A 23,589-nucleotide genomic window follows, 5' to 3' on the forward strand; every position below is an offset into this window, starting at 1 on the left:
TTACTCGTCTCAAAGTTTCTGGCGCTTGGGGGCAAACATTACCGCCACCCACGCCGCCTTCATTGTCACCACCAGGCCGATCAGCATTGCTGGCCAGCTCAGCGCCACTACAAGTCTTGGCGCGGCGATCAGCATCGCCACCGTCAAGACCATCTTGACCATCTCCCACAAGAAGAATCCGAACACCGCAGTGCCCGCATTCAAGGAAGAAAACCTTCCGGTCAGTCCCCGCGCGAAAACCGCAGCAGGCACAACCACCGCCAGTGCGCCGTACCCGGCGGACCACCCCAGACTTAGCCTCCCTGTCAACCCCCAGGCGGCCAACGCCACCAGGAGCCCCGCCACGACTTGAATTGCGATCACGCGCCATGGCGAGATCGACGGCTTCTTGTCGCGAAGCCGTTGCGCCTCCTCGGCTGTCAACGGCTTGAAGTCGTCTTCTGAATCGAGGGTGTCCTCATGGACCCCTTTGGAGGCATCGCGGGCGATTGTTTTCATTTCGAATGAAGCCCGGATGACGACCCAGAATTTCTACAAAGCCATTGATTATAGGGAGAAAGCTACGGCTTCCCGCCAATTGACCGAGCATGCCGTGGAAATGATCCTTGCGCTCCGGTGTGGAATCGGGTCCGGGTTGGAAAGCCCGGATGAGCCCCCACCATAATTCGATATGCATCCGATCACCGACGCTCTTCCCGATTCAATGTGTTACCTCGACGGCAACTACACGCCGCTGCGCGATGCCAAAGTGAGCGTGCTGGATCGCGGCTTCATCTTCGGCGATGGCGTCTACGAAGTGGTGCCGGTCTACGGCGGTCAGCCGTTCTGTTTCGAAGAGCACATGGCCCGCCTCGATCGCTCGCTGGCCGAGCTGCAGATCAAGAATCCACTGACGGCGCGCCAGTGGCGCACCATTGCGATGCGGCTGATCGATGAGGCCCCGCCGACCGTCCGCAGCGGCATGCAGGGTATCTATATTCAGGTCACGCGTGGCGTCGCACCGCGCGACCATGCGATGCCGCAGGGGCTCACTCCCACAGTCTTCGTGATGGCCAATCCGATGAAGCCAGTGCCGGATTCAGTGCGCACCAAGGGCGTCGCCTGCGTGAGTGCACATGATTTCCGCTGGCAGAAGGCGCACATCAAGAGCACCAGCCTCCTTGGGGCCGTGCTGGCTCGGCAGATCAGCGTCGAAGCCGGCGCGGCGGAGACCATCATGTTTCGCGGCGAGTCGCTGAGCGAGGCGTCCTCGAGCAATGTCTGGGTCGTGAAGGACGGCGCGATCAGCGGTCCGCCCAAGGACGAGCTGGTGCTTGCAGGCATTCGCTACGGGCTGATCGAACGGCTGTGCGCCGATGCCGGCATTCCATTCAGCCTGCGCCGCATCGCGCGCGATGAAGTTTTCGGGGCCGACGAACTTCTGCTTTCGTCTGCCAGCAAGGAGATCCTGCCGGTCGTGACGCTCGATGGGCAAACGATTGGCGAAGGCCGGCCCGGACCCATCTACCAAGCCTTGCATGCCGGCTATCAGCAGGCCAAGGCGCGCAGCAAGCAAGACACCGGAGTCGCAGCATGAGCACCATCCCACCCACTGACGGACCGACGGAAACCACAGCCGACGCGCGCAAGGACTCGTTGATCGAGTACCCGTCGAAGTTCCCGATCAAGGTCATGGGCGCGAAGGTCGACGGTTTCGTGCACGCGGTCACGAAGATCGCCGAACAGTTCGACCCGACCTTCGACGCGGCGACCGTCGAACTGCGCAACAGCAAGGCGGGCAATTACCTCGGCGTGACGATCACGGTCACCGCGACCAGCCGCGAGCAGCTCGATGATCTGTACCGGGCGCTTTCCAGTCATCCGATGGTGAAGGTGGTGCTCTGAGCGCCTACCGATGACCGCAGCGCTCCAAGTAACGGTGCTGGGACGCGTCGACTATGCCGCGACCTACAACGCGATGCAGAAGGCAACGCAGGCGCGGACAGCGGAAACGCCCGACCAGCTGTGGATCTGCGAGCACGAGCCGGTCTACACGCAAGGTTTGGCCGGCAAGGCGGACCACGTATTGAGCCCTGGACCTGTTCCCGTCATGCAGACCGACCGCGGCGGGCAGGTGACTTACCACGGGCCGGGGCAAGTGGTGGCGTACCCGCTCATCGACCTGCGCCGCGCCGGCTACTACGTCAAGGAATACGTCTATCGGATCGAGGAATCGGTGATCCGCACGTTGAGCCATTTCGGCGTCACCGGCCACCGCGTCGGCGGCGCACCCGGCATCTACGTGCGGCTAGACGACCCGTATTCGCACGCAGCGCTGACCGGCCCCGTTCATCCGGGCGATCCATTTCGAGGTCTCGGCAAGATTGCCGCCCTGGGCATCAAGGTCAGCCGCCATTGCACCTACCACGGCGTCGCACTGAACATCGCGATGGACCTCGAACCCTTTTCCCGCATCAACCCTTGCGGGTACGCGGGGCTGAAAACCGTCGATCTTTCTACAATCGGCGTTCAAACAACCTGGGACGAAGCCGCGCAGGTGCTGGGCAGCAAGCTCAACATCTATCTCGCACCTTGAGCCCCGCCAAAGAGAAGCCATGAGCACACTCAATGTTGTCCGCGATGCGCAGAGCCCCGAGGACTACAACCCTCTCGCCAAGCAGAAAGCCGCGGCCAAGCTGTCGCGCATCCCCGTCAAGGTGGTCCAGGGCGAAGTGCTCAAGAAGCCGGAATGGATTCGCGTCAAGGCAGGCTCCCCCACGACACGCTTCTACGAGATCAAGCAGATCCTTCGCGAAAGCAACCTGCACACCGTCTGCGAAGAGGCTTCGTGCCCCAACATCGGCGAATGCTTCGGCAACGGCACGGCAACTTTCATGATCATGGGCGACAAGTGCACGCGGCGCTGCCCGTTTTGCGATGTCGGCCATGGCCGTCCCGATCCGCTCGACAAGGACGAGCCGCTCAACCTCGCCAAGACCATCGCAAAGCTGCGCCTCAAATATGTGGTGATCACCAGCGTGGACCGCGACGACCTGCGTGACGGCGGCAGCCAGCACTTCGTCGATTGCATCCGCAACATCCGCGAGCTTTCGCCGCAGACGCAGATCGAGATCCTGGTGCCAGATTTTCGCGGCCGCGACGATCGTGCCCTCGAGATCCTCAAGGCCGCGCCGCCGGACGTCATGAATCACAATCTCGAGACGGCACCGCGCCTCTACAAGGAAGCGCGGCCTGGCAGCGACTACCAGTTCAGCCTCAACCTGCTCAAGAAGTTCAAGGCGCTGCATCCGGACGTGCCAACAAAGAGCGGCATCATGGTCGGGCTCGGAGAAACCGACGAAGAAATCCTGCAGGTGATGCGCGACATGCGCGCGCACAAGATCGACATGCTGACGATCGGGCAGTACCTCTCGCCCAGTAACAGCCACTTGCCGGTGCGTCGCTACGTGCATCCCGACACGTTCAAGATGTTTGAGGAAGAGGCCTACAAGATGGGCTTCAGCCATGCGGCTGTCGGCGCGATGGTGCGCAGCAGCTACCACGCGGACCAACAGGCGCATGCGGCGGCTTCGCACGCGGCAGACGCTCAGGTGCTGCCGCAAGCCTGATTCCGCAAAAAGGTGGGGCGGTGCTGCTAGCGCGAGCGGCTCAGGACCAGTTGCACCACTACCAGCACGATCGCGAGCAGCAACGCCGTCTCTACGCCCGCGAGCGGAACACTGAGGCCGAGCCCCACCGCGGCGAAGCGCCCGAAACCGCGCTCTCGGCACGCGGTCTGCCAACCGGAACACACCATTCGCCATCCCACCAGCGCGAGCGTGCCCGCGATCGCGGCGTGAGTCACATGGGCGAGCGCCGGCGAGGCGATCCACGCCAGCAGCAGCATGAACAAAGACGACAGCACCGCAGCCCACCGCGTCAGCGCGCCGGCTTCAATGTGAGCCGAGGTCCGATTGAAAGACCCGGAGCAAGCGAAACTGTTGGTGAAGGATGCGGACAGGTTCGAGCAACCCTGCGCCAACAATTCGCGGCGGCAGGCCCGGTGATCGGCCTCCGGCACCACGGAGCGAAGAATGATCACGGACTGAAGGCTTGCGACAATCGCGATGCCGGCCGCGCTCAGCACCAACTGCTTGAGGGTGTAGAGCTCGCCTGAATCGAACGCGGGCCGTCGAAGCACGTCCCATGTCAATTGCAGATGTCCCACTCGATCGAGGCGTGTCGGCTCCACGCCGATCAGGAGGTCCAGCACGCCACCTGTGATGGCGCCGAAGAGCATCGCGGCCACCAGCGACGGCATCCAGGGCCTGCGCCATCGCGCAAAGAACTGCCCCGCGCCAATGGACATCAGGGTCACGAATAACGCCCAAGGATTTGCATCTCCCCAACGCTGCAGATACAACCAGGGCATCGCCCAGGGCGGCAGATCGGGCGCGGACAGCAAGCCCATGGCGGGTGCGATCTGGCTGGCCAGCATGAGCATGCCGATCCCGATGTTGAGACCCGTCCCGGTGTATTGCGGCAGCAGCGCGAAGAAGCGACCGACACCACACCACGCGCCCGCGAGCTGCATCAACCCAACCATTGCAGTCAGCGTTGCTGCGAACCGGAGGTGGTCTGCACTGCCCGGCACGCCGAGCGGAAGGAGCGCGATGCCCAGCATCATGGCGACGGCCGTGTTCGGGCCGGACAGGAGCACGCCAGACGGCCCCAACAAAGAGGCGACGATGACCGGGATGATCGACGCGTAGATGCCCATTTCCGGTGGCAAGCCCGCGAGCATCGCAAACGCGATCCCTTGCGGCAGCATGATCAACGCCGACACCCATGCAGCCCGGACGTCGCTTCGAGCCGGGAAGTATTTGACGCAACCTTCGAGCACCAGCGGCTAGTTCGCAAGAAGGCCCGGCAACAGGCCCTTGCGGGGATCAGGCCAGCGTTCCTGCAGGCCCATCCACGCCGCAACGTCCAATGCTTCCTGGTCGGTCAGGTTCGCATTGCCGAGCGGCATGTTGGCCTTCAGGAAGCCGGCCAGCAGATCGGTGCGGTGCATTCCCGCCCCTTTGTTGAAGCTGCCGAATCCCCACACAGGCGGCGCCGCGTAGGTGCCCTCACGGGCTTGGTAGCCCCGGCCTTCGCCTTGTTCACCATGGCAGCTCGCGCAGCGCTGCGCATACACCTGCTTACCCCGAAGCGGGTTCGGGTCGGAGCCCGTGCGCGGGATCGTCGGGAAACCTCGTCCCTCTTGTTCGACGCCCACGGGGCGATCGATCGCCAGCCATTGCAGATAGGCCATCAAGGCTCGCATCTCGTGGCTGTCCTGCGGAGGAGACAAACCGTTCATGCTGAAGCGGAAACACTGCTGAATGCGTTCTTCGAGAGTGACAACGCGATCGACCTTCGATACATAGGCCGGGTACATGCCGAACGCGGCCCACATGGGCGCCGCATCGGCTTTGCGTCCAGCATCGAGATGGCAACTCGCGCAGGTCAGGCGATTGCCGGTGTAGATGCGTGCCGCCTTCGGCGTTTGCGTGAAGACCCGGTAGCCCTGGTAGACAAGCTCTCCATGCTTGTCCGCAGGGAACTGCGCGCGGGCGCTCGGGTCTGCGACATCGGTCTCGACGTCGGCGCCCGGCTCGACCTCGGCGCGAGGCGCGCAGCCGGCCAGCGCCAGCGCAGCAGCAAGCCAAAGGACGACGCTTTTCATCCAAGCATCAGGGCTTGATGTAGGCGTAGCGTTCGGCGCCTTGAAGGCGAGTCAACTCGACCACCGCGGACGGGACGACCGCGACATTAGCGATGAGAGACGAAGCGGCCACGTTGTTCTTCTTCATCGACATACCGCAGGCGACGAAATGCACGCCTTTGCCCTGTAGCTCAGCAATGGCGCTGCCGAAATCTCCCTGGCGATCGCGCTCGCCGCTGACGAGCGAGAAGATGCCCCGCCCATTGGCCAGGAGCGAGATATTGGCGTTGGGGGTGGCCGCCAACTGATTGTTGATGTTGTTGAGCGCCTTGCGCAGGGAACCGACGTCATCCACGTGATAGACCACACGCAGACCCGCAGGAGCGATGTTCGTGGCAGGAGCGGCATGGGTCTCGGCAAACGCGACAGGAGCGGCGACAAACAGGCAGCCGGCGACGGCCGACAGAAGCAAAGCGTTATTCGATTTCATGAGAATTCCAGGTTCAGGATGAGAGGGACGTGCGAGGGGGCGCCCCCTGCGCCGTCCAGGCGTCGGAAATCCCCAGGGCGCAAAAAACGCCTGAGGTCGCGGAGGCAAACAAGATCGCGTTGCCGCTGCCCACAGCGTGCGGTTGCGCGAAACGCTGCAGAAAGTTCGCGAAGGGATCGCAGCAGAAGACATGGCCGATCTCGCCGATGTTCCGGCTGTGCAGCTTGTGCAGCGGCAAGCCCAGCAGTTGCATCACGCGCTTGAAGGCCGACAGGTTGGCATTCATGGGCAGAATGGCATCGACGTCACCGGCAGACCAGCCAGATCGACACATCACGTCCGACACCATCCGATGCGCCAACAGGGGATAGTTGAGCACGTAGCGCTGGCCGAGTTCGGCGCTCTTGGCCGTGCCGCGGTAGTAGCGGCTGTCAATCGAATAGGCGATCTGCCCGATACGGTTGAGTGGGTTGTCGCGACGGACCAGCAGGGCCAGCGCGCCATCGCTCTGGATGGCATAGGCCCCGACATTCCGGTAGGGCTCGCCGACGACTTTGTCGGCGCCGACGATCAGCACGTTGTGCAGCGACCGGTGTCGCCACATCAAAGTCCGAATCAGCCGCACGGCGCACATGATCGACGCACAGTTCTGCTGCGAGATCGAATACCCAATTGCTTTGCCCAGCCCGAAGCGCTTCATGATCACTGCGGGGATGCTGGCCGGCGCTGCCATCGTGCTCATGGTCGCGGCATGGCAGAAGATGACCAGGTCGATGTCGCCCGGCACGAAGCCGCCGCCATCCAGCAGCTTCTGCACACCGGCGCAACTGAGTCCCTCGATGTCGAGTTCGGGTGCCACGCGGTAGTTCGCCAATCCGTTCGCGATCATCGTCGGCAGCAGTTTTCTCGCAGCAGGCCCTGCCGCCGCGGCCCATTCATCGAGATGCCTGCTGATAGGCGGCACGTAGCTGGCGCCGGCTGCGATGCCGAACTGCGGGATTGCAGGCGCATTGGCAGTCTTCAGATCGATCGTGTCAGAACGCAGCATGCGAACTCTCCGTTGTTCCCGGTACACCAGGCCAGGATCGGCCGATCGGTTTCGGCCCGCTGCTCCAAGGCCGACAGCCTCACCAGCAGATCGGCCGAAGCGATGTACTCGGCGCGCAAGCCCGAGGGCTTTTCATGGCGCAGAGCACTCAGGCCCGCGGATGCTTGGATTTGCCGTTCCAGGCTGGCGTCAGGGCAAATCGGCAACACCGCACCGAGTTCGTCCGCCGCAAGCCCCGCATGGCTCAGGCAGCCTGCAATGCGCTCAGCGCAAAAGCCTGCGAAGGTATCCAGTTCGCGCTGCGGCCATCTCTGGTGCGATCTGGACTCGGTGGCGAAATGATGAACCGCGACGTGATCCAGTCGCCAACCATCGCGCTTCTCGCGACTGACCACCACGGCGGCGGCCACGTCGCGCCAATGCATTTGCGAGGGCCGGTTGGGTGCCCGTCCATAAAGCAGTTTGTCGGACGCGATCACGAGCACGTTCGATATCGCCTCCGGGCCTTCGATCAGAGCCGCAGCCATGTCCAAGGCAATAAACACCCCGGTGTTGTGCGCCTGGGAAATCGAAAATGGGAAGGCGCTGCGCAACTGCAATTCGAACTGCACGTGTCCGACGCTGGAATCCGTCGGTTCCTCGTCCGACGTCGCGTGGCAGTAGATGATTCCGCCGACGCTCTCCTTGTCGACGTCATCGACCGCTCGACTTGAAACCTGCAGTGCCAACTCCACCGCGCTTTCCTGGCCGGTGCGCTGCCTGGCAAGCGGAATCACCGCAGCGGGGTAGCGCATGGACGACCTGGACAACAGACGTCGAACGACGCTCGGCGCATCGGTGCAGTCGCCCAGGTTGGCACGCCGCGTAATGAGCGCGCGGCGCAAGCCCATGCGCTCGTCGACTCGGCCTTCATGTGAAGCGATTGGGGAAAGATAGACCATGGCGCGCCAGGCATCAGCCGCCGAGGGCGGCCAGACATGCCCCCTCCGGCGAAATCGGTTCGACCCGAGTCCACGGGCCGACTTGCACGCTGCCGATCGCGTAGTAGCCACTGAAGGCGAAGGAGCCGAGCGTGACGCACTCCGCATCCGTTGGCGCTTGCGCGCGCAGCCGTTCCATGAGGCCGATCCACGGGTCCGCGCCAAAACAATGGCCGTAGTCGGCGTACCGATTGGGCGCGAGGCGGCCCCCAACCGAACGCCTGGCGATGCCGTCGAGGCCATCGGGCATGAACGGCAGGAAGGTGGCGAGAGGCCCAGTGGTCTTCCGGTGGGCACGCAGCGCATGAAGCATGTCGGTAAAGCCATGGTTCGGAAGCGGCCCATCGCAAGTCGGCAGCATCAACCCAGGCGGGAGTTCCAATGCCAGCGTGGTGACGCCATAGCCGATCTTTCCGAGGGTGGCTTCGTACTCGCCCGAGAAGAGCTCGTGCAGATCAGCGTCCAGGATCGTGAGCGTCAAGTTCCGGCAATCCGTATGCAGCGCCGCAAACCGGATTGCATAGCCCCAGCCTGCGCACTGGTAGGCCTGCAGAAAGCCAGAGGGCGACCGGCCGCAGCGCTTCGCCACGGCATCGACAAAGCCATCACGGATGGCGTCCCATCCCGTGGCGATCTTGCTCAGCATCGAGGTGCTGATCAGGTGAATGCAGGAGTCATCGCTCACGCCGCCGCGTACTCGCGCCGCTTGCTCGCCAACTTCGTTACGCAGCCACGTCAGGCGTTCCTCGAACGATGCCCCGACGCCCAGCAACGGCGCGACCACGCGCGCATGCATCATGGCGTGCACCTTCACCAAGGCAAGTTCTTCCATCTTCTGCGTCATGCCGTGGGCGTCTCACCGAGATATTGCAAGCGCAGTCCGCTCAGTCGGTGGACGAAGGAGCAACGCGCGACGAAACGCGAGAACGCCGCCAGCCCCGCTTCTAGCGCGTCGGGTGCAAGCAGTGCAACAGACAGCGAATTGCGCCCGAGCTCGACCCCATCGGCCCGAATGTCATGCTGAACGACCGCGACGTTGCGACGACCGGATTCAAGTACGCTCGTCACCATGTCCGCCGGCCAATGCACCAGAAGAACATCAGGCGCCAAAAGGTCGGCTGGCAACGGGATGTTGAAGTCCGGCCCGTACAAGCGAACCAGAACACACCCCAAGTCAGGGACATGAGCCCGCAGGTCACCCACCACACCGGCCAGCACGGCGTTGCGTTCGCTCAAGGACATCAGCACCGGGGTGTCGCAGCGATGCTCGAACTCTGAGACGTGCGCATAGTCCCCTGCTTCCTTCATCGGCACGCACTGCAATTCCGATTTCTGGTAGTTGCCGGCGAAGGGCGAACGCGCATACACACCGCCGGCGCACCAGCCGCTCAGGGGTCCCAGGTCCGCCAGATGGCTCGTGATCTGGTTCATGTCGCGATGTAGTGCTGGGCCTGACGCAGGCTGAGAAATCCGGTCGGCGAATAGCTGTGATACGCGCCGCAATGGTCGAAGACGAGCATGTCGCCTGGGGCCGGCGATCCGTGGGACTGCAGGAGCCCGATCACATCGGCAGGGCTGCAACTGCTGCCCACTATCTTGTGCGTACGCATCGCGTTCGTGTCTTCGAAGGCGCCACCGGACAATCGCACCAGCACGGGCTGCCGGCGGCGCTTCACGAAATGCTCGGTCTGCGCGAGGCTGAAACACTGCGCCATCCCGCCATCGCACACGACGACTGGCTCGCCCTGCAGTTCCTTGGTAGCGACCACGCGCGCGACGAAGCGGCCGGCGCGAGAAAAGACGGAACGCCCGGCTTCGTGCAGCACGCGCACGCGTGTTTGCAGCTTCCGGACACTTTCGCGATAGCTGGGGAAATCGAGGCCGGTGTCGCGATCGGCTTGCCAGTCCGCGGGGAGACCGGCGCCGATCAGTGTCAACTGAAGATCCACTGCGGCGTACCTGTCGATGTGCTCGACAAGTGCCGTCAACCGCTTCACGACCACGTTGGCGCTGCGGGCAAAGCTATTCGATCCCGCGAATACGTGCAGCCCTATGACCTTGAGCTTGGTGCCGCCCTCCGACAGCCGCGCGAGTTCACGGTGCAGCGCGGCCACCTCCATGCCGAAGTGATCCGCCGCCGGACCTTGCTGTTCGAGCAGGCTGGCAGCGTTCACGCGCAGCACGATACCGAGCGGCGCGCGTTGCGCGGCCTTGCGCTCTTCGAGAACTTGCTCGATCAGTCGGATCTGGTGCGGGCTGTCCGCCACCAGTGTGGCTCGACAAGCCATTGCGGCAGCCGCCAGATGACTGTCCAGCGCTGGCGTGTTGACAAAGCGCGGGACACTCATCCGGCCCATCGTGAGGTTCAATTCGCCGATGGAGGCGACCTCTATCCCGCCATTGAGGGCATGGCTGCAACGAACCAGCAGATCGAGAACCGGGCAGGCCTTGAGCGAAACGACGACTTCAGTGCCCAGTTCTCGCTGCAGTTGATTCAGGTCATCGATCACGATGGACGGATCGAAGAGATAGCAAGGCGTCTCGAGTTTGGCCAGCTGGGCGGGGTCCAACGAGTTCAGCGCATTGCGGGCGAGGTCAGGCGTCATCACTCCTGCTCGCTCGCCCGAAGTGCCTGGGCACGAAACTGCGAATCGATCTCTCGCAAGGTCGTGTATTGCGTCAGCTCCATGGACTCCGCATCGATGGTGGTGCCATAGACCTGGTCGCAGATCATGATGAGCTCGACGACACGCATCGAGTCGAAGCCCAGTTCGCCGATGGCAACGTCGGGATCGATGGTGTCCCGCCCCATTGTTTCCTTGAGGTGACCGGCCAGCAGGCCGAGAGTGTCTTGTTCGATCATTTCGTCATTCCCTGAAAGTAAGTGGTCGCGGAGGCGATCGTGGATCCGGATCTATTGCTCGTGCCAGCGGAAGGTGAGCGACGCGACCAGCGCGAAGAGGCCGGTCCAGCCTGCCATCTCGGCCAGGCTGCGCAGATGCTGGCCGAAGTCGTCGCCCTGGATGAAGACATGGCGCAACACGTCCACCAGCAGTGCTGGCGGCAGGTGAGCCATCACCGCGCTGACCGCCGGGGGCATCGCATTCATGGGCATGGTCAGGTCGCACAGGAAGAGCAGCGCGATATAGACCAGGCCCGTGGTGAAGGTCGCGGCGGAGAGCGTCGCGAGGCGCGCACCCATGGCAGTGCCCAACGCGAGCAGCATGATCCCGCCGAAGAACATGACCACGCCGCCTCGAAGTACCTGGCCCGCGCCGAGCGACAGCGGAACATCGAAGAAAAAGTGCGCCCCCGCGACCAGCCCGCAGGAGGCCAGCATCAGCAGCAGCAAGCGCGACAGCAGCATGCCCAGCAAGAAGGTGAACGCATTCACCGGCATGCACGCGAGCATCTTGAAGCCGCTGCGCTCCCGGCGATACGCCAGCGAGTTGCAGATGGAGTTCATGCCGGCGGCAAGCATCGCCATCACCATCGTCCCTGTCAGGACGTAATGCACGAAGGACAGCGCCGGCAGCGCGCCGCGCGGATCGTCTCTGACTTCGATCAGCGGCGGATCGTCACGGACATCGCCCTCGAACTTGAGCGTCAGCGCGCGCATGACACGAACGACCAACTGCGCGGGCAATCCATCCTGTGCAAAGGTGACGTCGACCGGAACCGGCCGTCGATTCTCGACATACCGGCCGAAGCCTTCCGGAATGGTCACGCGAGACGCACGATCCGCCACCGGCGCTTCATCCTCTGCCATGCGCAGTTCGGCCGGTATCGATTCGCCACCGGAGAACGTGCGCCGCATCTCGCCGATGTATCGCCGGGAGAGCGTCGTGTCGTCCAGATCGACGATCTCGACGATCTGCTGCGGGAGATTTCCCTCGCGACCGAATGCGAACAACATCATGAACATGAAAAAGAACGGGAACAGGAAGATCCAGAACAAGGCGGAAGAATCTCTCGTCAGGATCTTCAGTTCGTGCACGATCAATCGGGGCAGCGTCCAGCTCATTCCGATGCCTTCGCGCAATAGCGCAACAGGTCGGCCAGGTGGCTGCGACCGACTTCGACGGCCAATGCGTCGGGATGGCTCATGAGGGCGTTCGCCAGATCCGCCAACGGCGTGGACGATGCCAGGCTCAGGGTCTGCTGCTCGATGACGGGCGGGCGCTCGACGTCAAAGTTGCATTGCACGTGCATTGAGAGCTGCCGCGCGCTTTGCGCGTCCTTGCATTGCACCGTCAACTTGAATGCGCCGACCAGATCGCGGCGCAGCGACTCGGTGGGTTGGTGACGCACGATGCCCTCGCGGCTCAACCAGGTGGTGTGCGAGGCAAGTGCGAGTTCTTCGACCGTGTGACAACACATCACGAGCGTGGTGTCCGGCATTTCGCTCAGCAGCTCGCGAAGCCGATGCGCGAACTGCGGATCCAGACCCGTGAATGGCTCGTCGAGAAAGAGGATGCGCGGCCCGTGCGCCAGGGCGAGGAATAACTCGACGCGCTGCGTTTCGCCCCGCGAGAGAAACTCGTACAGCCGCCGGGACAAAGCCGGAATCCCCAGTGCATCCATCACACGCTCGGATGTCTTGGGATAGAGGTTTCGATGCAGGGTGACGATTTCGCTCACGCGCGGTCGGCCGGGAAAGAACGCCCGCTGCAGCTGGACGCCCAGCTGTCGGCGCAGCAAGGGGCGGCGTTTCCACTGCTGGAGTGCAACGCCGAGCATGTCGCCCTCCGCCACGGCCGTGGCACGAAGGCCGAGGATCGCTTCCATCAGGCTGGTCTTGCCCGCGCCGTTGCGGCCGATGATCGCGACCTTTTCGCCAGCCTGAACCCACCAGTCGTCCACCTGCAGGTCGCGTTGCGGCAAGGGTACGGCGAGGCGGCGCACATGCAGATCCGAGGACAAGGTTGCGGTGCTCACACGCCTCCTCCGCTGTGCAAGTCTGCGCACAGCCTGCGCAGTTGCGGCCGGTCGATCTTTCCGTTGACCGAGCGCGGCAGCTCAGACAAAAGCACGAGCTGCGGCACCATGTAGGAAGGCAGGATTTTTCGGCACTGCGCTTCGAGGCTGCTCTTCAGATGCTCCAGCCCGCCGCTGTCGGCGGATGCGACGACAGCCGCATAGATCGCATCGCCCAAGTTGCCTGCGGGTACTCCCAACACGGCCACTTCGCGAACCTCTGGCAAGGCGATGATGAGGCTCTCTATTTCCGTCGGGCTGATGCGGTAGCCGCTCGACTTGATCATTTCGTCTCGCCGACCGACGAAGTAGAGGAATCCTTCGGCGTCACGTGTGACGATGTCACCCGACCAGACCGCGTATTCCGGAGTCAAGCCACTGCACAGGCGGCTGGGGACCGGACGAAAACGCTCGGCCGTCTGCGCCGGCGCGTTCCAGTAGCCCAGCGTGACCAGCGCCCCGCGATGCACCAGTTCGCCAGGTTCCCCGACTGCGCAAATTTCTCCCTCGGGATCCACCACGAGGATTTCAGCGCCCGGGATAGCCTTGCCGATGGAGCCGGCGCGGCGATCGACTTCCGAGGGGTCGAGATATGTTGACCTGAAGGCCTCCGTCAGCCCATACATGAGGAAGGGCCGCGCAGCAGGAAAGATCGCCCTCAACTGCGCCAGGAGGCTTGCGTTCATGTGCCCGCCCGTGTTGGCGAACAGACGAACGCAACGGGTATCGACCTGGTCCCAGTGGGCCTGCGTCAATAAGGACCAGAGCGGCGGTACTGCCGTGATCATCGTCACGCCCTGGCTGGCAACGAGCCGTGCAACGGCGGGTGCAAGCATCGGTGAGTGAAGCACAACGCGCGCGCCTGCAGCCAGCCCAGTGGTGAGTTGGCTCAAGCCAGCGTCGAAGCTGATCGGCAGCAGCGCCAGAACGACGTCGTCTTCCTTGGTGCCCAGATAGCTGTTGACCGCGCTGCATCCGGCGATCAAATTGCCGTGCGAAACCACGACGCCCTTCGGCTGGCCCGTCGAACCCGAGGTGTAGAGCAGCGCCGCTGGGTCCGTGGCGATGCTGGGATGCAGAGTCGCCTTTCCGTGCACGATCTTGGGCAGCGAGCCTGGCTGGTCGCAAAGGACCACGCGAATTTCGAGATCGTCGATGCTTCCGCCCAATTCTTCGTGGCGCGCGGTGGTGGTGAAAAGCAACTCGGCCATGCAGTCGACCAGCACGTGTCGCAGTTGCTGCTGCTTCAGTTTGGGATTGAGCGGCACGACGATGCCGCCCGCGTGCATGGCGGCCAGGATGAGTGCGCAGGCGTCGATCGACTTGTCCATGAACACAGCGACGCGGCCCTTGTCGCGCAACCCGAGCGCAATCATTGCGTGCGCGAAGTCCTCGACCCGCTGAGCCAGCGCGGCATAGCTGATTTCACTGCGCTCATCGACGAGGGCAATCTTTTCCCGCCGGCGCGCCGCGGAATCGAGCAGTTGGGTGACGACCGTCTCCATCAGTAGATCCCCCTCAGGGTGGCGCCGGAGAGCACGTGTGCGCACAGGCATGCGCGAGCCTCGATGAATTCGCTCATGACAGGAGAGTGGGCTAAAGGAAGTGAGTGATGCTGAGAAGAAGCGCCCGCCGGACCGGATCGGTGCCATACAGGCTGTCCGCGCTGCCGCCCGTGGCGACCCACATGCCACGCAGCCGGGTGGCCGGCGTCAGCCTGTACTCCAAGGCGGTCTGGAAGACCCATGACTGGTCGTCAAGGCTCCGATTGACGAAGGCGCTGAAATACAGGTCGCGAAATCCGAGCTGGTCCCACTGCGCGCGCAGAAAGACGCTGCGCTGCGAAAGAGGCTCCTGCATGGCCTGCGCGTAGTTCCTGACATACCAGGCAAGCGCAGCACCGTCTTTGCTGGAAGAACCCATGGCGAGCCAGCGCTGCCACTCGGCCGAATCGAGCCCCGCCTCGTGATAGTTGAATTGACCGCTGAAGCTCAGCCCGGAGCTGCCGGCCCACGTGGCGCCGATTGCCGCATCGTTCTGCCAGGAGTCGCCCGGCCGCACCTGAGCCGAACTCAATGCCCGCGCCGGCAAATCGCCAAGGGCTGCCCCGCTGCGCAACGCCTGCTGCATGAGCGAAGCGCCACGCCCGCCGGAATACTCGAGGAACATCGTGGTGTTCCGACCGAGGTTCTGCGTAAGGTTGCTTCCCAGACGCCATCCTCGCGAATCTCGGAAGGCCAGCACTTCGGGGCTCCAGAACGAAGGCGCATCGAACGCTGCCTTGAAGAGCACGCGCTGTTCGCTGTTGGTGTCGGCCAAGCGCAGCCGCTCGGTGGGCGGCTTGAAGGCCAACGCTTCGGGGCGGGTCAGCTTCGGCGCTACCGCCACGCTGATTGCGCTGTGCGAATCGATCCGCTGGGCGGACAGCATGACTGTCCCGAGGCGATTGTTTCGCTGCACCTCGGGGTCGCGGGTGCTGTTGTCGACGGCAGAGCGGGACTTGAAGTAGTCGGTCGGGTTGTAGCCGACCGCGGCACCATTGCGGACATTGATGCGTCCCACTTCGAACAGGTCACGATCGTCGGCTCGCCATTGCACTGCGGCTTCGCGCAGGTCGAGATGCTCGTCACGCGAAACGGCTCCGTCGTGCGTGCGCGAAAGCCCGGCGCGCGCGCTCGCACGAGCGCTCAGCGAGGGCCCCAATTGCCACTCGCCCCTGGCATCGACGATGCCGCGCGCGATGTTGCGGGTGAGCGCAGTCGAGGCGATGGGCACCCTGGGCGTTCGCCTGTCGACCGTCTCCGCGTTCAGCTCTACAAAGGCCGCCCCGATGCGAGGCGGCATCGGCAATGGTCCGTCGTCATCGAGCAGCACGGCAGACGGAATCCGACCGGCATCATCGGCCACATGCTGCGCAGCAAGGCTGACGTGAGCCGCGAGCGCACACACGCACGCACTCATAGCGAGCAACTTCACGGTCGAGCGCCTCCGCCGTTGTCGCGCAACTTGGGCAGGTATCCGCGGTTGAACCAGTTGTCCGGAATCTCCCGGGCGGCGTAGCCGCTGAGCACGAGCTTGGTGACCACGCTCTTGTCCACTTCGTCCAGGATGACGACTTCGCCCGGCCGCAATTCCCCGAGCTGCCGGCTGAACTTGCGATAGAACGCCAGCTTGAGCGCCCGGCCACTGTCGACGAAGAACCGCGCCTTCACTGGCTGATAGCTATCTCGCTCGATCCAGTACTCGATGCGCATGTAGACCGCCGCCGGCGTTGCGGCGTCGAGTTCGATGCGCCAGGTCTTGCGCTCGGCGTTGTCGGCGTCCCTGACGGTCTCTTCGCCCACCATGCGCGGCGTGTAGTCGAGCCCGAAATTCACGCTCATCACGTCGCCGTTGGCCGCTTGCCCGACGAGGCGCTGCTGCGGCGAGATTCGTATGCTGGCGGAAGAGGCAGGGTCGTAGAACCAGTAGGCCTCGTCTTCCATGAGGATGGCCTTTCCGTGGTCCGCAGCGGGTTCTACATAGCGCGCCAGGTTGCGAAAGCGGCCGGTTCGGGTGTCCGGCTTCGAGTGAAGCACCAGGGTTGCCGAGTCGCGCGCCCGGCCGTTGCGGTATTCGGTCAGCCTCATCTGCGCCCGAAAGGATTGCTGTGGATTGCGAATCTGGTCGGCGCGCGCAACGGCACGCCGAGCGAGATTCGCGTCCTGCGCAATGGCACCGAGAGGAGAGATCGCAATCGACGATGCCGGAACGACCTTCAGTAGCAGGCGACGGCTATACATGGCGGAGTGCATCGACGATCGCCATGCGTGATGCGCGGTGCGCCGGGAGCCAGGCCGCCACTGCGGCAACGAAGATCAGCAACAACCAGGTGGCGCCGATCATGGCGGGGCTGCCAAACAGGTAGAGCTTGAAGGGCAGGACGCCCGAGGTGGTCGGTGGGCTCCAGACGAGGCCACTGCGATTGACCACGAGGACGATGAAGGCAGCGAGCACAACGCCAACAGTGACGCCGAGCAGCCCTTGCAGCGCGCCTTCGACAATGAACAGGTTCCTCAAGCTGCTGCGCTGCACGCCCAATGCGCGCGCCGTCCCTATTTCACTGAAGCGCTCCATCACGCTCATGCTCATGGTGTTCATGATGGTGAAGAGGACGATGGCTCCAATGACCAGCGCAACGAAACCAAACAGGAAGGAAAAGAACGCCTGGGTCTGCGCGTAAAGGGAGTTGAGTTCGACGAAGTCGCGGACTTCGAGATCCAGTCCGCGCTCTGTGAAAAGCCGCTCCAGCGCCGCCCGGGCCGCAGGAACATCTTCGGTGCGCTGAAGCTGAATATTGATGGCGGTTGCTCGCCGCTCGCCGCGGCCATAGACCAGCCGCTGGGCGTTGCCCAGTTGCATGACGATCAGGTTGTCGTTGAGCTCCTTCACGCCGTGGGCATCGACCCGCTCCACAGCACCCGACACCACATTGGGCGCGCCGTCCGCAGTCGCAGCCAGGAGCTCGATGCGTGGCACATCGTCCGCAGGAGCGCCGTCGCTGTCCGCATGCTCACGCTGGCTCAGCAGGACGAGTTCTTGCTCTTCGGCGTTTCTCTCGGCGTCTCTCTCGGCATCTCTCCCGAGCTCGCCCACGACCTTGCCCCCGACCCCCGGCACCGCAGCTTGCGTTCGCACCTTGGGGTGGCGCGGGCAATCGCCTGAGCTTTCCCCGTCGCACAAACGCAGAATGCGGGCCATGCCCTTTCCCACCGCGACACCGTCTTCGCGAGCCAGCGGTGAATGGGTCTTCGGGCCAATGCCTTCGAGCCCATGCTGGTTCCAGCCCTGCATGCGAAGCCGGTCCTCCGGTACCACGCCCTGACCGAAAAAGGTCTTGGAGACGCCCGCCGAGTAGTTTCCCGCCACGCCGGCAATCATCTGCGCCGGCGTCGCGACCCGAAGCAGCGGTCGCATGTCCGGGTCGCTGCGGATGTCGTCCATCAGCGCGGCGTAGTCCTTGATGCCATAGGCGGCAGGATTGCCTGCGCCGTACAGGAAGTAGCCGCTCTGGAAAACGGCCACGTGTCCGCTGCGCCGCACCGTCGCGGTCTGGAATTCCAGCACGATGTAGTTCATGAGCGCGCCGAGCAGCAACAGTGCCGCCGCACCCAGGGCAATGGTCATCGAGGTGATGCCCGTACGGCGCCGATTGCGCCGCACGTTCCGCCACGCGAGGGACAGGTTCAGCATGCGGCCACACCCCCCGATTGCGGGGGGGCCTCATTGCAGGTCACTCGACCATCATTGGCATAGAGCACCTGGTCCGCATGGTCCAGCAGCATCGGGTCATGCGTGGAAAAGATGAAGCTGGTGTCGAACTGTCTCTGCATGTGGCGCATCAGTTCGACGATCGCGAGGCCATTTGACGAATCCAGGTTGGCCGTCGGCTCGTCGGCCAGAACCAGCGCCGGTCGCTTGACCAGCGCACGAGCGATCGCGACTCGCTGGCGCTGCCCTCCGCTCAACTGGTTCGGACGGTGCCGGCGATGCGCTGTCAGCCCTACGGCGTCGAGGAGTTCGCCGGTGCGTGCGCGCCGCTGCGATTTGGGCATGCCGGTCTGCAGCAACGCGTACTCGATGTTTTCCTGGGCAGTCAGCACCGGCATGAGGTTGAAGGACTGGAAGATGAAGCCGATGCGCTCGGCCCGGAAGCGCGTGAGTTCGCGGTCCGGAAGGCGATTGACGTCTTGTCCTTCGATCACGATACGGCCGTGCGTGGGCCGATCGAGAGTTCCGATCAGGTTCAGCAAGGTGGACTTGCCGCTGCCCGACGGGCCGACGATCATGCAGAAGCTGGATGCCGGGAGGCGCAGGTTCACGTCTTTCACCGCGCGCAGTTCGATGTCGCCTTCCCGGTACGTCTTGCTGACGCCATGCAGTTCAAACATCTGTCCGTCGCCCCCGTCAGACCGTCGCTGCGGAAGCAACGGCGATCACCGCGTTGTGTCCACCAAAGGCAAAGGAGTTGCTCAGCGCGCAGTCGCCGCGGCCCAGCGGTTGCGCTTCGTTGGGCACGCAGTTCAAGTTGCACTCGGGGTCCGCCTCGAGGTAGTTCAACGTCGGCGGAGCAAAACGCTCCTGCAGGCCCACGAGCGTTGCGAGCAACTCGATCGCTCCGGCCGCACCCAGCGTGTGGCCGTGCATCGACTTGGTGGACGACACCTGCAAGCGATCGACGGTTGCGCCGAGTGACAGCCGCAGCGCGCGCGTTTCGGCGACGTCGTTGGCGGCGGTGGCCGTTCCGTGAGCGTTGATGTAGACGAGATCATCGGCACCCATCTGCGCATCGCGGAGGCAATTCCGGACCGCGTCGGCTTGGCCATCGATCGACGGGCTCAGGATGTGGTGTGCATCGGAGGTGAGTGCGCAGCCGCGAACCTCGCCGAAGATGGGCGCGCCGCGGAGACGCGCATGTGCAAGCGACTCCATGACCAGCATGGCCGCGCCTTCGCCCAAGACCAGCCCGCGACGCTCCCTGGAAAAAGGCCGGCAGGTGTCAGGCGCCAGGACGCGCAGCGACTCCCAGCCCTTGAGATTGCCATCGACAAGGCTGGCCTCGCTGCCGCCGACGATCGCAACGTCTACCGCGCGGGATCGAATCAGCTGCAGCCCCAGGCCGATCGCGTACGCAGAGGACGCACAGGCGGTAGACACGACGAACGCCGGACCGGTCACGCCGAATTCCATGCTGATGTGGCAGGCCGGCGAATTGGCCATGATCTTCGGCACGGTGAATGGCGGAAGCCGCCGGCGTCCCTCGACCAAACTCAGTCGGTATGACTCGTCGATGCTGCAGATATTGCCGGAAGCTGCACCCACGATCACAGCCGCACGCGCGCCCAGCCCGGCAGAAATGTCCAGACCGCTTTCAGCCAAAGCCTCTCTCGCAGTCAATAAGGCGAATTGCGCCGATCTGTCCAGAAACGCCAATTCCCCCGCGCCGAATTCCATCGAAGGCTCGAACCCGGTGACCGGTGCCACCGCTTTGACCGGCAGGTCCGCGACCGTGACGATGCCTTGGGCGCCGGCGCGCAGCGAACGGGAGAACTCAGGCACGCCCCGGCCGATGGCGGAGACCACGCCCCGCCCCGTAACGACCACCCGACTCATGCAGCAACGGCGGGATTGGACTGCTTGGCTTGCACGAGCCCGACCACCTGGTCCATCAACTGCCCCACCGATTCGAAAGCCGCGGCAGAGCGACCTTGTCGAGCTTGTTCATTGGCGTTGAACGGGATCGAAATGTCGTACTCGTCCTCGATCGCGAAAATTAGTTCGACCAGACCGAGCGAGTCAATTCCTGTGTCGACGAGCAACAATTCGGGGCGGAATTGTGCGACGTCGAGCTTGGTCGTACGCACAAAGAGCTCCACAACTCGCTGTTCAATTGATTCACGACTTGTGTCGGTCATTGTCTTTTTAATTTCCTGAGATTCGAAGCGGTCAATATGAAATGGGTGTAGCACTGCCGAAGGGATCGCATTGGACCATAGTGTTCTATTTATTTAGGCAGTCGAAATACTATTCAGACATTTCCGGATATTAAAAAGGAATGTTCCTGAGGTAGGAGATAAATTCCCGTTCGGATTAGGGAATCAGACAATTCGCATGGACTGCGCATTCAAAATGCGCCTGGGGTGCGATACCGCCGCGACACCCTCCGCCCCCGAACAACGCTATGCTTTCGGCGACAAAACGGGTTCCGCACATGAATGAAATCTCGGCGGCGATGGACCGCGACTTCGGCGTGATTGCCGACCTCATACGCCTGCACGCTCGGCAAGCTCACGACAGGCCTGCCCTGATCGATGCGAGCCGCGAAGTCAGCTACGGCGAACTCGACGCTCTGATGGACCGCATTGCCGCCAGCCTGCAGCGCGACGGTTTGCGTGCGGGCGATGCGATCGCGATCTGCGCCGCGTCGAGCGTCAACTACGCGGCCGTGTTCCTGGGTGCCTTGCGCGCAGGTGTCGCGGTTGCTCCGCTGGCACCAGGCTCCCCCTCCGCCAGCCTCGCGCGAATGATCGAAGACGCAGGCGCCCGCATCCTGTTCGTGGACGAGGCCGCAGCCCAGGTGCTAGGGCCCGCGGGCTCCGGCGCCGTTGCGCGAATCGCACTCGACGCCTCCGACGCGGGCGATGATTTCGAAGGATGGGTCGCCCCCGATGGCGCGCGGCCAACCGCTGTGGAACTGCAACCTTCATCGCCCTTCAACATCATCTATTCGTCGGGCACCACCGGCGAGCCCAAGGGGATCGTGCAGGGCCACGGCATGCGATGGGCGCACGTCAGGCGCGGCGCCAAGTACGAATACGGCCCCGACACCGTCACCGTGCTTTCGACCCCGCTCTATTCGAACACCACACTCGTCGTGTTTTTTCCGACCATTGCATTCGGCGGCTGCGTCGTGTTGATGCCCAAGTTCGATGCTGGCGGCTACCTCAAGCTGGCAGAGCGTCACCGCGCGACTCACACCATGCTTGTGCCGGTTCAATACCAGCGTCTGATGGCGCATCCCGGATTCGGCGCACACGATCTTTCGAGCTTCCGCTTCAAGTTCAGCACCAGTGCGCCATTCGACGCAGCCCTGAAGGCCGACGTGCTTGATCGCTGGCCGGGTGGGCTCATCGAGTTCTATGGCATGACCGAAGGCGGCGGCACCTGCATCCTTGAAGCGCATCTCCATCCGGACAAGCTGCACACGGTCGGCCGCCCCGCCGAAGGCAGCGACATCCGGCTGATCGACGAGGCAGGCAATGAGGTCGCCCCCGGCGAGGCTGGCGAAGTCGTGGGCCATTCGGCAGGGATGATGGTCGGCTACCACCGGCGGCCCGGCAAGACACGCGAAGCCGAGTGGTTCGATCGTTCCGGCAAGCGCTTCATCCGCACTGGCGACGTCGGCCGCTTCGATGGCGACGGTTTCCTCACGCTGTTCGACCGCAAGAAGGACATGATCATCAGCGGCGGCTTCAACATCTATCCGAGTGACCTCGAAGCGGTGCTGCGCGGCCATTCGGCGGTGGCCGATGTCGCGGTGATCGGCGTGCCATCCGAGCAATGGGGCGAGACGCCAATCGCTTTCGTCGTGCGGCGCGAGGGTGATGAAACGGCCGCCGAAGCGCTCCTGCAGTGGGCCAACGCACAAGTGGGAAAGACCCAGCGGCTCGCAAGCCTGCAGGTCATCGACGAACTTCCGCGCAGCGCGATCGGCAAGGTGCTCAAGCGCGAACTGCGTGAACTCCACACCCGCTGACGTCGCGCCGGCAGAGCCCGAACACGGCGGCGGCAATGGGCTGCTGTGGGTACTGCTGGTTGCGGCGTTCGTCTTCGCCGTGGTGCGCCCACGCGCGCCGATGGACTATGTGCGGCTCGTGGACTGGCAGACGGTTGGAGCGCTCGCTGGCTTGCTCGCGATCACTCAGGGCGTGGAGCGAAGCGGCATGCTGCAGGCGGCCGCGGCGCGGCTCTTGTCCCGCACGACCGAGTTGCGCAACCTGGTCTTTCTGCTCGCCGCGAGCGCCGCGGTGCTGTCGGCACTGGTGACCAACGACGTGAGCCTGTTTCTGCTCGTGCCACTCACGCGCGTGCTGGCAACGCAGGCGCACCTGCCATTGGCTAGGCTGGTGGTCATCGAAGCAATGGCGGTGAATGCGGGCTCCGCACTGACGCCGATCGGCAATCCGCAGAATCTCTTCCTCTGGCATCGGTCTGGCGAAAGCTTCATCGGATTCATGAGCATGATGGCGCCGACTGTGGCGGTGATGCTCTTCTGGCTGTTCGCGGCGATCCGGTTCCTGGTGCCTCGCGCTCCGATCATGCTGAAGCCCTCCGGCGAAACTGCGCCGCTCCAGCCGCGACTGCTTGTCCTGTCGGGCGTGCTCTTCATCGGTTTTGTCATCGCGCTCGACCGGCACTGGTTGCTTGCAGGCCTGACGGGGGTCTTCGGGGCTTTCCTGCTATTGCGCCCGCGGGTGTTGCTCGGCGTGGACTGGGCCTTGCTCGCGATCATCGCGCTGATGTTCGTCGATCTGCGCCAAATGGCCGAACTGCCTGCTATCGCGGCGCTGCTGGGTCGCTTGCCGATCGGCGAGGGATGGCGCGCGTATCTCGCGGCCATCTTCACGTCGCAGGTCATCAGCAATGTGCCGGCCACCATTCTGCTCGACGGTTTCGTGAAAGACCTGCCTGCGCTCGCGGCCGGCGTGAGCGTCGGTGGATTCGGCTGCGTGCTGGGATCATTGGCCAACCTGATCGCATTGCGACTCGCGAAGGTGCCGAACGGATTGCGCGAATTCCATCGCATCAGCATTCCGTTCCTGCTGGTCTGCGGCACGACGGCGCTGCTCCTTCGACTCGCGTGACA

Annotated in this window: 25 protein-coding genes; 6 read left to right on the plus strand and 19 right to left on the minus strand. The window is 63.6% G+C overall.

Going from position 1 to position 23,589, the window contains the following annotated elements; all coding sequences use genetic code 11:
* Positions 1 to 9: 9 nt before the first annotated feature.
* A complete protein-coding gene (locus AC1DMA_RS11675) occupies positions 10 to 498 on the minus strand; it encodes an ATP synthase subunit I (RefSeq protein WP_478125222.1) in 489 nt (162 codons plus the stop codon).
* Between the two features lie 172 nt (positions 499 to 670).
* On the opposite strand from AC1DMA_RS11675, the gene AC1DMA_RS11680 reads away from it, so the two are divergent.
* The 4 genes from AC1DMA_RS11680 to lipA are packed head-to-tail and all read left to right on the plus strand — an operon-like array spanning position 671 to position 3,608.
* Positions 671 to 1,576 (plus strand): aminotransferase class IV, encoded by a 906-nt coding sequence (locus tag AC1DMA_RS11680; RefSeq protein WP_478125223.1) that lies wholly within the window; start codon positions 671 to 673, stop codon positions 1,574 to 1,576.
* Positions 1,573 to 1,884 (plus strand): YbeD family protein, encoded by a 312-nt coding sequence (locus AC1DMA_RS11685; RefSeq protein WP_478125224.1) that lies wholly within the window; start codon positions 1,573 to 1,575, stop codon positions 1,882 to 1,884. The genes AC1DMA_RS11680 and AC1DMA_RS11685 overlap by 4 nt, the downstream gene beginning before the upstream one ends.
* Before the next feature lie 10 nt (positions 1,885 to 1,894).
* Positions 1,895 to 2,575 carry a lipoyl(octanoyl) transferase LipB gene (gene lipB, locus AC1DMA_RS11690; RefSeq protein WP_478144272.1) on the plus strand — a complete coding sequence of 227 codons (681 nt, stop codon included), beginning with the start codon at positions 1,895 to 1,897 and terminating at the stop codon, positions 2,573 to 2,575.
* A gap of 19 nt (positions 2,576 to 2,594) precedes the next feature.
* A complete protein-coding gene (lipA, locus tag AC1DMA_RS11695; RefSeq protein WP_478125226.1) occupies positions 2,595 to 3,608 on the plus strand; it encodes a lipoyl synthase in 1,014 nt (337 codons plus the stop codon).
* A gap of 26 nt (positions 3,609 to 3,634) precedes the next feature.
* Here the strand turns inward: lipA and AC1DMA_RS11700 are convergent, their stop codons facing one another.
* From AC1DMA_RS11700 to AC1DMA_RS11785, 18 genes are all read right to left on the minus strand, one after another.
* Positions 3,635 to 4,882, minus strand: coding sequence for a SulP family inorganic anion transporter (locus AC1DMA_RS11700; RefSeq protein ID WP_478144273.1), 1,248 nt, complete (start codon positions 4,880 to 4,882; stop codon positions 3,635 to 3,637).
* Between the two features lie 6 nt (positions 4,883 to 4,888).
* Positions 4,889 to 5,710 (minus strand): c-type cytochrome, encoded by an 822-nt coding sequence (locus AC1DMA_RS11705; RefSeq protein ID WP_478125228.1) that lies wholly within the window; start codon positions 5,708 to 5,710, stop codon positions 4,889 to 4,891.
* 7 nt (positions 5,711 to 5,717) lie between these two features.
* A complete protein-coding gene (locus tag AC1DMA_RS11710) occupies positions 5,718 to 6,179 on the minus strand; it encodes a DsrE family protein (RefSeq protein ID WP_478125229.1) in 462 nt (153 codons plus the stop codon).
* Between the two features lie 13 nt (positions 6,180 to 6,192).
* Positions 6,193 to 7,227 (minus strand): 3-oxoacyl-[acyl-carrier-protein] synthase III C-terminal domain-containing protein, encoded by a 1,035-nt coding sequence (locus tag AC1DMA_RS11715; protein WP_478144274.1) that lies wholly within the window; start codon positions 7,225 to 7,227, stop codon positions 6,193 to 6,195.
* Complete coding sequence (locus AC1DMA_RS11720) at positions 7,200 to 8,168, minus strand: hypothetical protein (RefSeq protein ID WP_478125231.1); 969 nt, start codon at positions 8,166 to 8,168, stop codon at positions 7,200 to 7,202. The genes AC1DMA_RS11715 and AC1DMA_RS11720 overlap by 28 nt, the downstream gene beginning before the upstream one ends.
* A 13-nt stretch (positions 8,169 to 8,181) precedes the next feature.
* A complete protein-coding gene (locus tag AC1DMA_RS11725) occupies positions 8,182 to 9,051 on the minus strand; it encodes a hypothetical protein (RefSeq protein WP_478144275.1) in 870 nt (289 codons plus the stop codon).
* Positions 9,048 to 9,638: a hypothetical protein gene (locus AC1DMA_RS11730; protein WP_478125233.1), complete on the minus strand. Its 591-nt coding sequence runs from the start codon at positions 9,636 to 9,638 to the stop codon at positions 9,048 to 9,050. Before AC1DMA_RS11730 ends, AC1DMA_RS11725 begins: the two co-directional genes overlap by 4 nt.
* Complete coding sequence (locus AC1DMA_RS11735; protein WP_478125234.1) at positions 9,635 to 10,813, minus strand: type III PLP-dependent enzyme domain-containing protein; 1,179 nt, start codon at positions 10,811 to 10,813, stop codon at positions 9,635 to 9,637. The genes AC1DMA_RS11730 and AC1DMA_RS11735 overlap by 4 nt, the downstream gene beginning before the upstream one ends.
* Positions 10,813 to 11,070, minus strand: coding sequence for an acyl carrier protein (locus AC1DMA_RS11740; RefSeq protein WP_478125235.1), 258 nt, complete (start codon positions 11,068 to 11,070; stop codon positions 10,813 to 10,815). Before AC1DMA_RS11740 ends, AC1DMA_RS11735 begins: the two co-directional genes overlap by 1 nt.
* A gap of 51 nt (positions 11,071 to 11,121) precedes the next feature.
* A complete protein-coding gene (locus AC1DMA_RS11745) occupies positions 11,122 to 12,231 on the minus strand; it encodes an ABC transporter permease (RefSeq protein WP_478125236.1) in 1,110 nt (369 codons plus the stop codon).
* Positions 12,228 to 13,145 (minus strand): ATP-binding cassette domain-containing protein, encoded by a 918-nt coding sequence (locus AC1DMA_RS11750; RefSeq protein WP_478144276.1) that lies wholly within the window; start codon positions 13,143 to 13,145, stop codon positions 12,228 to 12,230. Before AC1DMA_RS11750 ends, AC1DMA_RS11745 begins: the two co-directional genes overlap by 4 nt.
* Entirely contained in the window at positions 13,142 to 14,689 is a 1,548-nt protein-coding gene (locus AC1DMA_RS11755; RefSeq protein ID WP_478144277.1) for an acyl-CoA ligase (AMP-forming), exosortase A system-associated, read from the minus strand. The genes AC1DMA_RS11750 and AC1DMA_RS11755 overlap by 4 nt, the downstream gene beginning before the upstream one ends.
* Positions 14,690 to 14,780: 91 nt before the next feature.
* Positions 14,781 to 16,160 carry a hypothetical protein gene (locus AC1DMA_RS11760; protein WP_478144278.1) on the minus strand — a complete coding sequence of 460 codons (1,380 nt, stop codon included), beginning with the start codon at positions 16,158 to 16,160 and terminating at the stop codon, positions 14,781 to 14,783.
* Positions 16,157 to 16,966, minus strand: coding sequence for an outer membrane lipoprotein-sorting protein (locus AC1DMA_RS11765; protein ID WP_478144279.1), 810 nt, complete (start codon positions 16,964 to 16,966; stop codon positions 16,157 to 16,159). The genes AC1DMA_RS11760 and AC1DMA_RS11765 overlap by 4 nt, the downstream gene beginning before the upstream one ends.
* Positions 16,959 to 18,416 (minus strand): ABC transporter permease, encoded by a 1,458-nt coding sequence (locus tag AC1DMA_RS11770; protein WP_478144280.1) that lies wholly within the window; start codon positions 18,414 to 18,416, stop codon positions 16,959 to 16,961. The genes AC1DMA_RS11765 and AC1DMA_RS11770 overlap by 8 nt, the downstream gene beginning before the upstream one ends.
* A complete protein-coding gene (locus tag AC1DMA_RS11775) occupies positions 18,410 to 19,114 on the minus strand; it encodes an ABC transporter ATP-binding protein (protein ID WP_478144281.1) in 705 nt (234 codons plus the stop codon). Before AC1DMA_RS11775 ends, AC1DMA_RS11770 begins: the two co-directional genes overlap by 7 nt.
* A gap of 16 nt (positions 19,115 to 19,130) precedes the next feature.
* On the minus strand, positions 19,131 to 20,336 hold the full coding sequence (locus AC1DMA_RS11780) for a beta-ketoacyl-[acyl-carrier-protein] synthase family protein (protein ID WP_478125243.1): 1,206 nt from the start codon (positions 20,334 to 20,336) through the stop codon (positions 19,131 to 19,133).
* Positions 20,333 to 20,638 carry an acyl carrier protein gene (locus AC1DMA_RS11785; RefSeq protein WP_478144311.1) on the minus strand — a complete coding sequence of 102 codons (306 nt, stop codon included), beginning with the start codon at positions 20,636 to 20,638 and terminating at the stop codon, positions 20,333 to 20,335. The genes AC1DMA_RS11780 and AC1DMA_RS11785 overlap by 4 nt, the downstream gene beginning before the upstream one ends.
* A gap of 317 nt (positions 20,639 to 20,955) precedes the next feature.
* Between AC1DMA_RS11785 and AC1DMA_RS11790 the strand changes: the two genes are divergently transcribed.
* Entirely contained in the window at positions 20,956 to 22,479 is a 1,524-nt protein-coding gene (locus AC1DMA_RS11790) for a class I adenylate-forming enzyme family protein (RefSeq protein ID WP_478144312.1), read from the plus strand.
* Positions 22,460 to 23,587, plus strand: a complete 1,128-nt coding sequence (locus tag AC1DMA_RS11795) for an SLC13 family permease (protein ID WP_478144282.1) — start codon at positions 22,460 to 22,462, stop codon at positions 23,585 to 23,587. Before AC1DMA_RS11790 ends, AC1DMA_RS11795 begins: the two co-directional genes overlap by 20 nt.
* The last annotated feature ends 2 nt before the right edge of the window (positions 23,588 to 23,589 follow it).

The sequence above is a fragment of the Variovorax sp. 05N34 genome, from assembly GCF_056397405.1.

Excerpts from the sequence above, each read along its gene's own strand:
- AC1DMA_RS11675 (WP_478125222.1), bottom strand. The coding sequence starts at position 498 with ATGAAAACAATCGCCCGCGATGCCTCCAAAGGGGTCCATGAGGACACC.
- AC1DMA_RS11680 (WP_478125223.1), top strand. The coding sequence starts at position 671 with ATGCATCCGATCACCGACGCTCTTCCCGATTCAATGTGTTACCTCGAC.
- AC1DMA_RS11685 (WP_478125224.1), top strand. The coding sequence starts at position 1,573 with ATGAGCACCATCCCACCCACTGACGGACCGACGGAAACCACAGCCGAC.
- lipB (WP_478144272.1), top strand. The coding sequence starts at position 1,895 with ATGACCGCAGCGCTCCAAGTAACGGTGCTGGGACGCGTCGACTATGCC.
- lipA (WP_478125226.1), top strand. The coding sequence starts at position 2,595 with ATGAGCACACTCAATGTTGTCCGCGATGCGCAGAGCCCCGAGGACTAC.
- AC1DMA_RS11705 (WP_478125228.1), bottom strand. The coding sequence starts at position 5,710 with ATGAAAAGCGTCGTCCTTTGGCTTGCTGCTGCGCTGGCGCTGGCCGGC.
- AC1DMA_RS11710 (WP_478125229.1), bottom strand. The coding sequence starts at position 6,179 with ATGAAATCGAATAACGCTTTGCTTCTGTCGGCCGTCGCCGGCTGCCTG.
- AC1DMA_RS11715 (WP_478144274.1), bottom strand. The coding sequence starts at position 7,227 with ATGCTGCGTTCTGACACGATCGATCTGAAGACTGCCAATGCGCCTGCA.
- AC1DMA_RS11720 (WP_478125231.1), bottom strand. The coding sequence starts at position 8,168 with ATGGTCTATCTTTCCCCAATCGCTTCACATGAAGGCCGAGTCGACGAG.
- AC1DMA_RS11725 (WP_478144275.1), bottom strand. The coding sequence starts at position 9,051 with ATGACGCAGAAGATGGAAGAACTTGCCTTGGTGAAGGTGCACGCCATG.
- AC1DMA_RS11730 (WP_478125233.1), bottom strand. The coding sequence starts at position 9,638 with ATGAACCAGATCACGAGCCATCTGGCGGACCTGGGACCCCTGAGCGGC.
- AC1DMA_RS11735 (WP_478125234.1), bottom strand. The coding sequence starts at position 10,813 with ATGACGCCTGACCTCGCCCGCAATGCGCTGAACTCGTTGGACCCCGCC.
- AC1DMA_RS11740 (WP_478125235.1), bottom strand. The coding sequence starts at position 11,070 with ATGATCGAACAAGACACTCTCGGCCTGCTGGCCGGTCACCTCAAGGAA.
- AC1DMA_RS11745 (WP_478125236.1), bottom strand. The coding sequence starts at position 12,231 with ATGAGCTGGACGCTGCCCCGATTGATCGTGCACGAACTGAAGATCCTG.
- AC1DMA_RS11755 (WP_478144277.1), bottom strand. The coding sequence starts at position 14,689 with ATGGAGACGGTCGTCACCCAACTGCTCGATTCCGCGGCGCGCCGGCGG.
- AC1DMA_RS11765 (WP_478144279.1), bottom strand. The coding sequence starts at position 16,966 with ATGTATAGCCGTCGCCTGCTACTGAAGGTCGTTCCGGCATCGTCGATT.
- AC1DMA_RS11770 (WP_478144280.1), bottom strand. The coding sequence starts at position 18,416 with ATGCTGAACCTGTCCCTCGCGTGGCGGAACGTGCGGCGCAATCGGCGC.
- AC1DMA_RS11775 (WP_478144281.1), bottom strand. The coding sequence starts at position 19,114 with ATGTTTGAACTGCATGGCGTCAGCAAGACGTACCGGGAAGGCGACATC.
- AC1DMA_RS11780 (WP_478125243.1), bottom strand. The coding sequence starts at position 20,336 with ATGAGTCGGGTGGTCGTTACGGGGCGGGGCGTGGTCTCCGCCATCGGC.
- AC1DMA_RS11785 (WP_478144311.1), bottom strand. The coding sequence starts at position 20,638 with ATGACCGACACAAGTCGTGAATCAATTGAACAGCGAGTTGTGGAGCTC.
- AC1DMA_RS11790 (WP_478144312.1), top strand. The coding sequence starts at position 20,956 with ATGGACCGCGACTTCGGCGTGATTGCCGACCTCATACGCCTGCACGCT.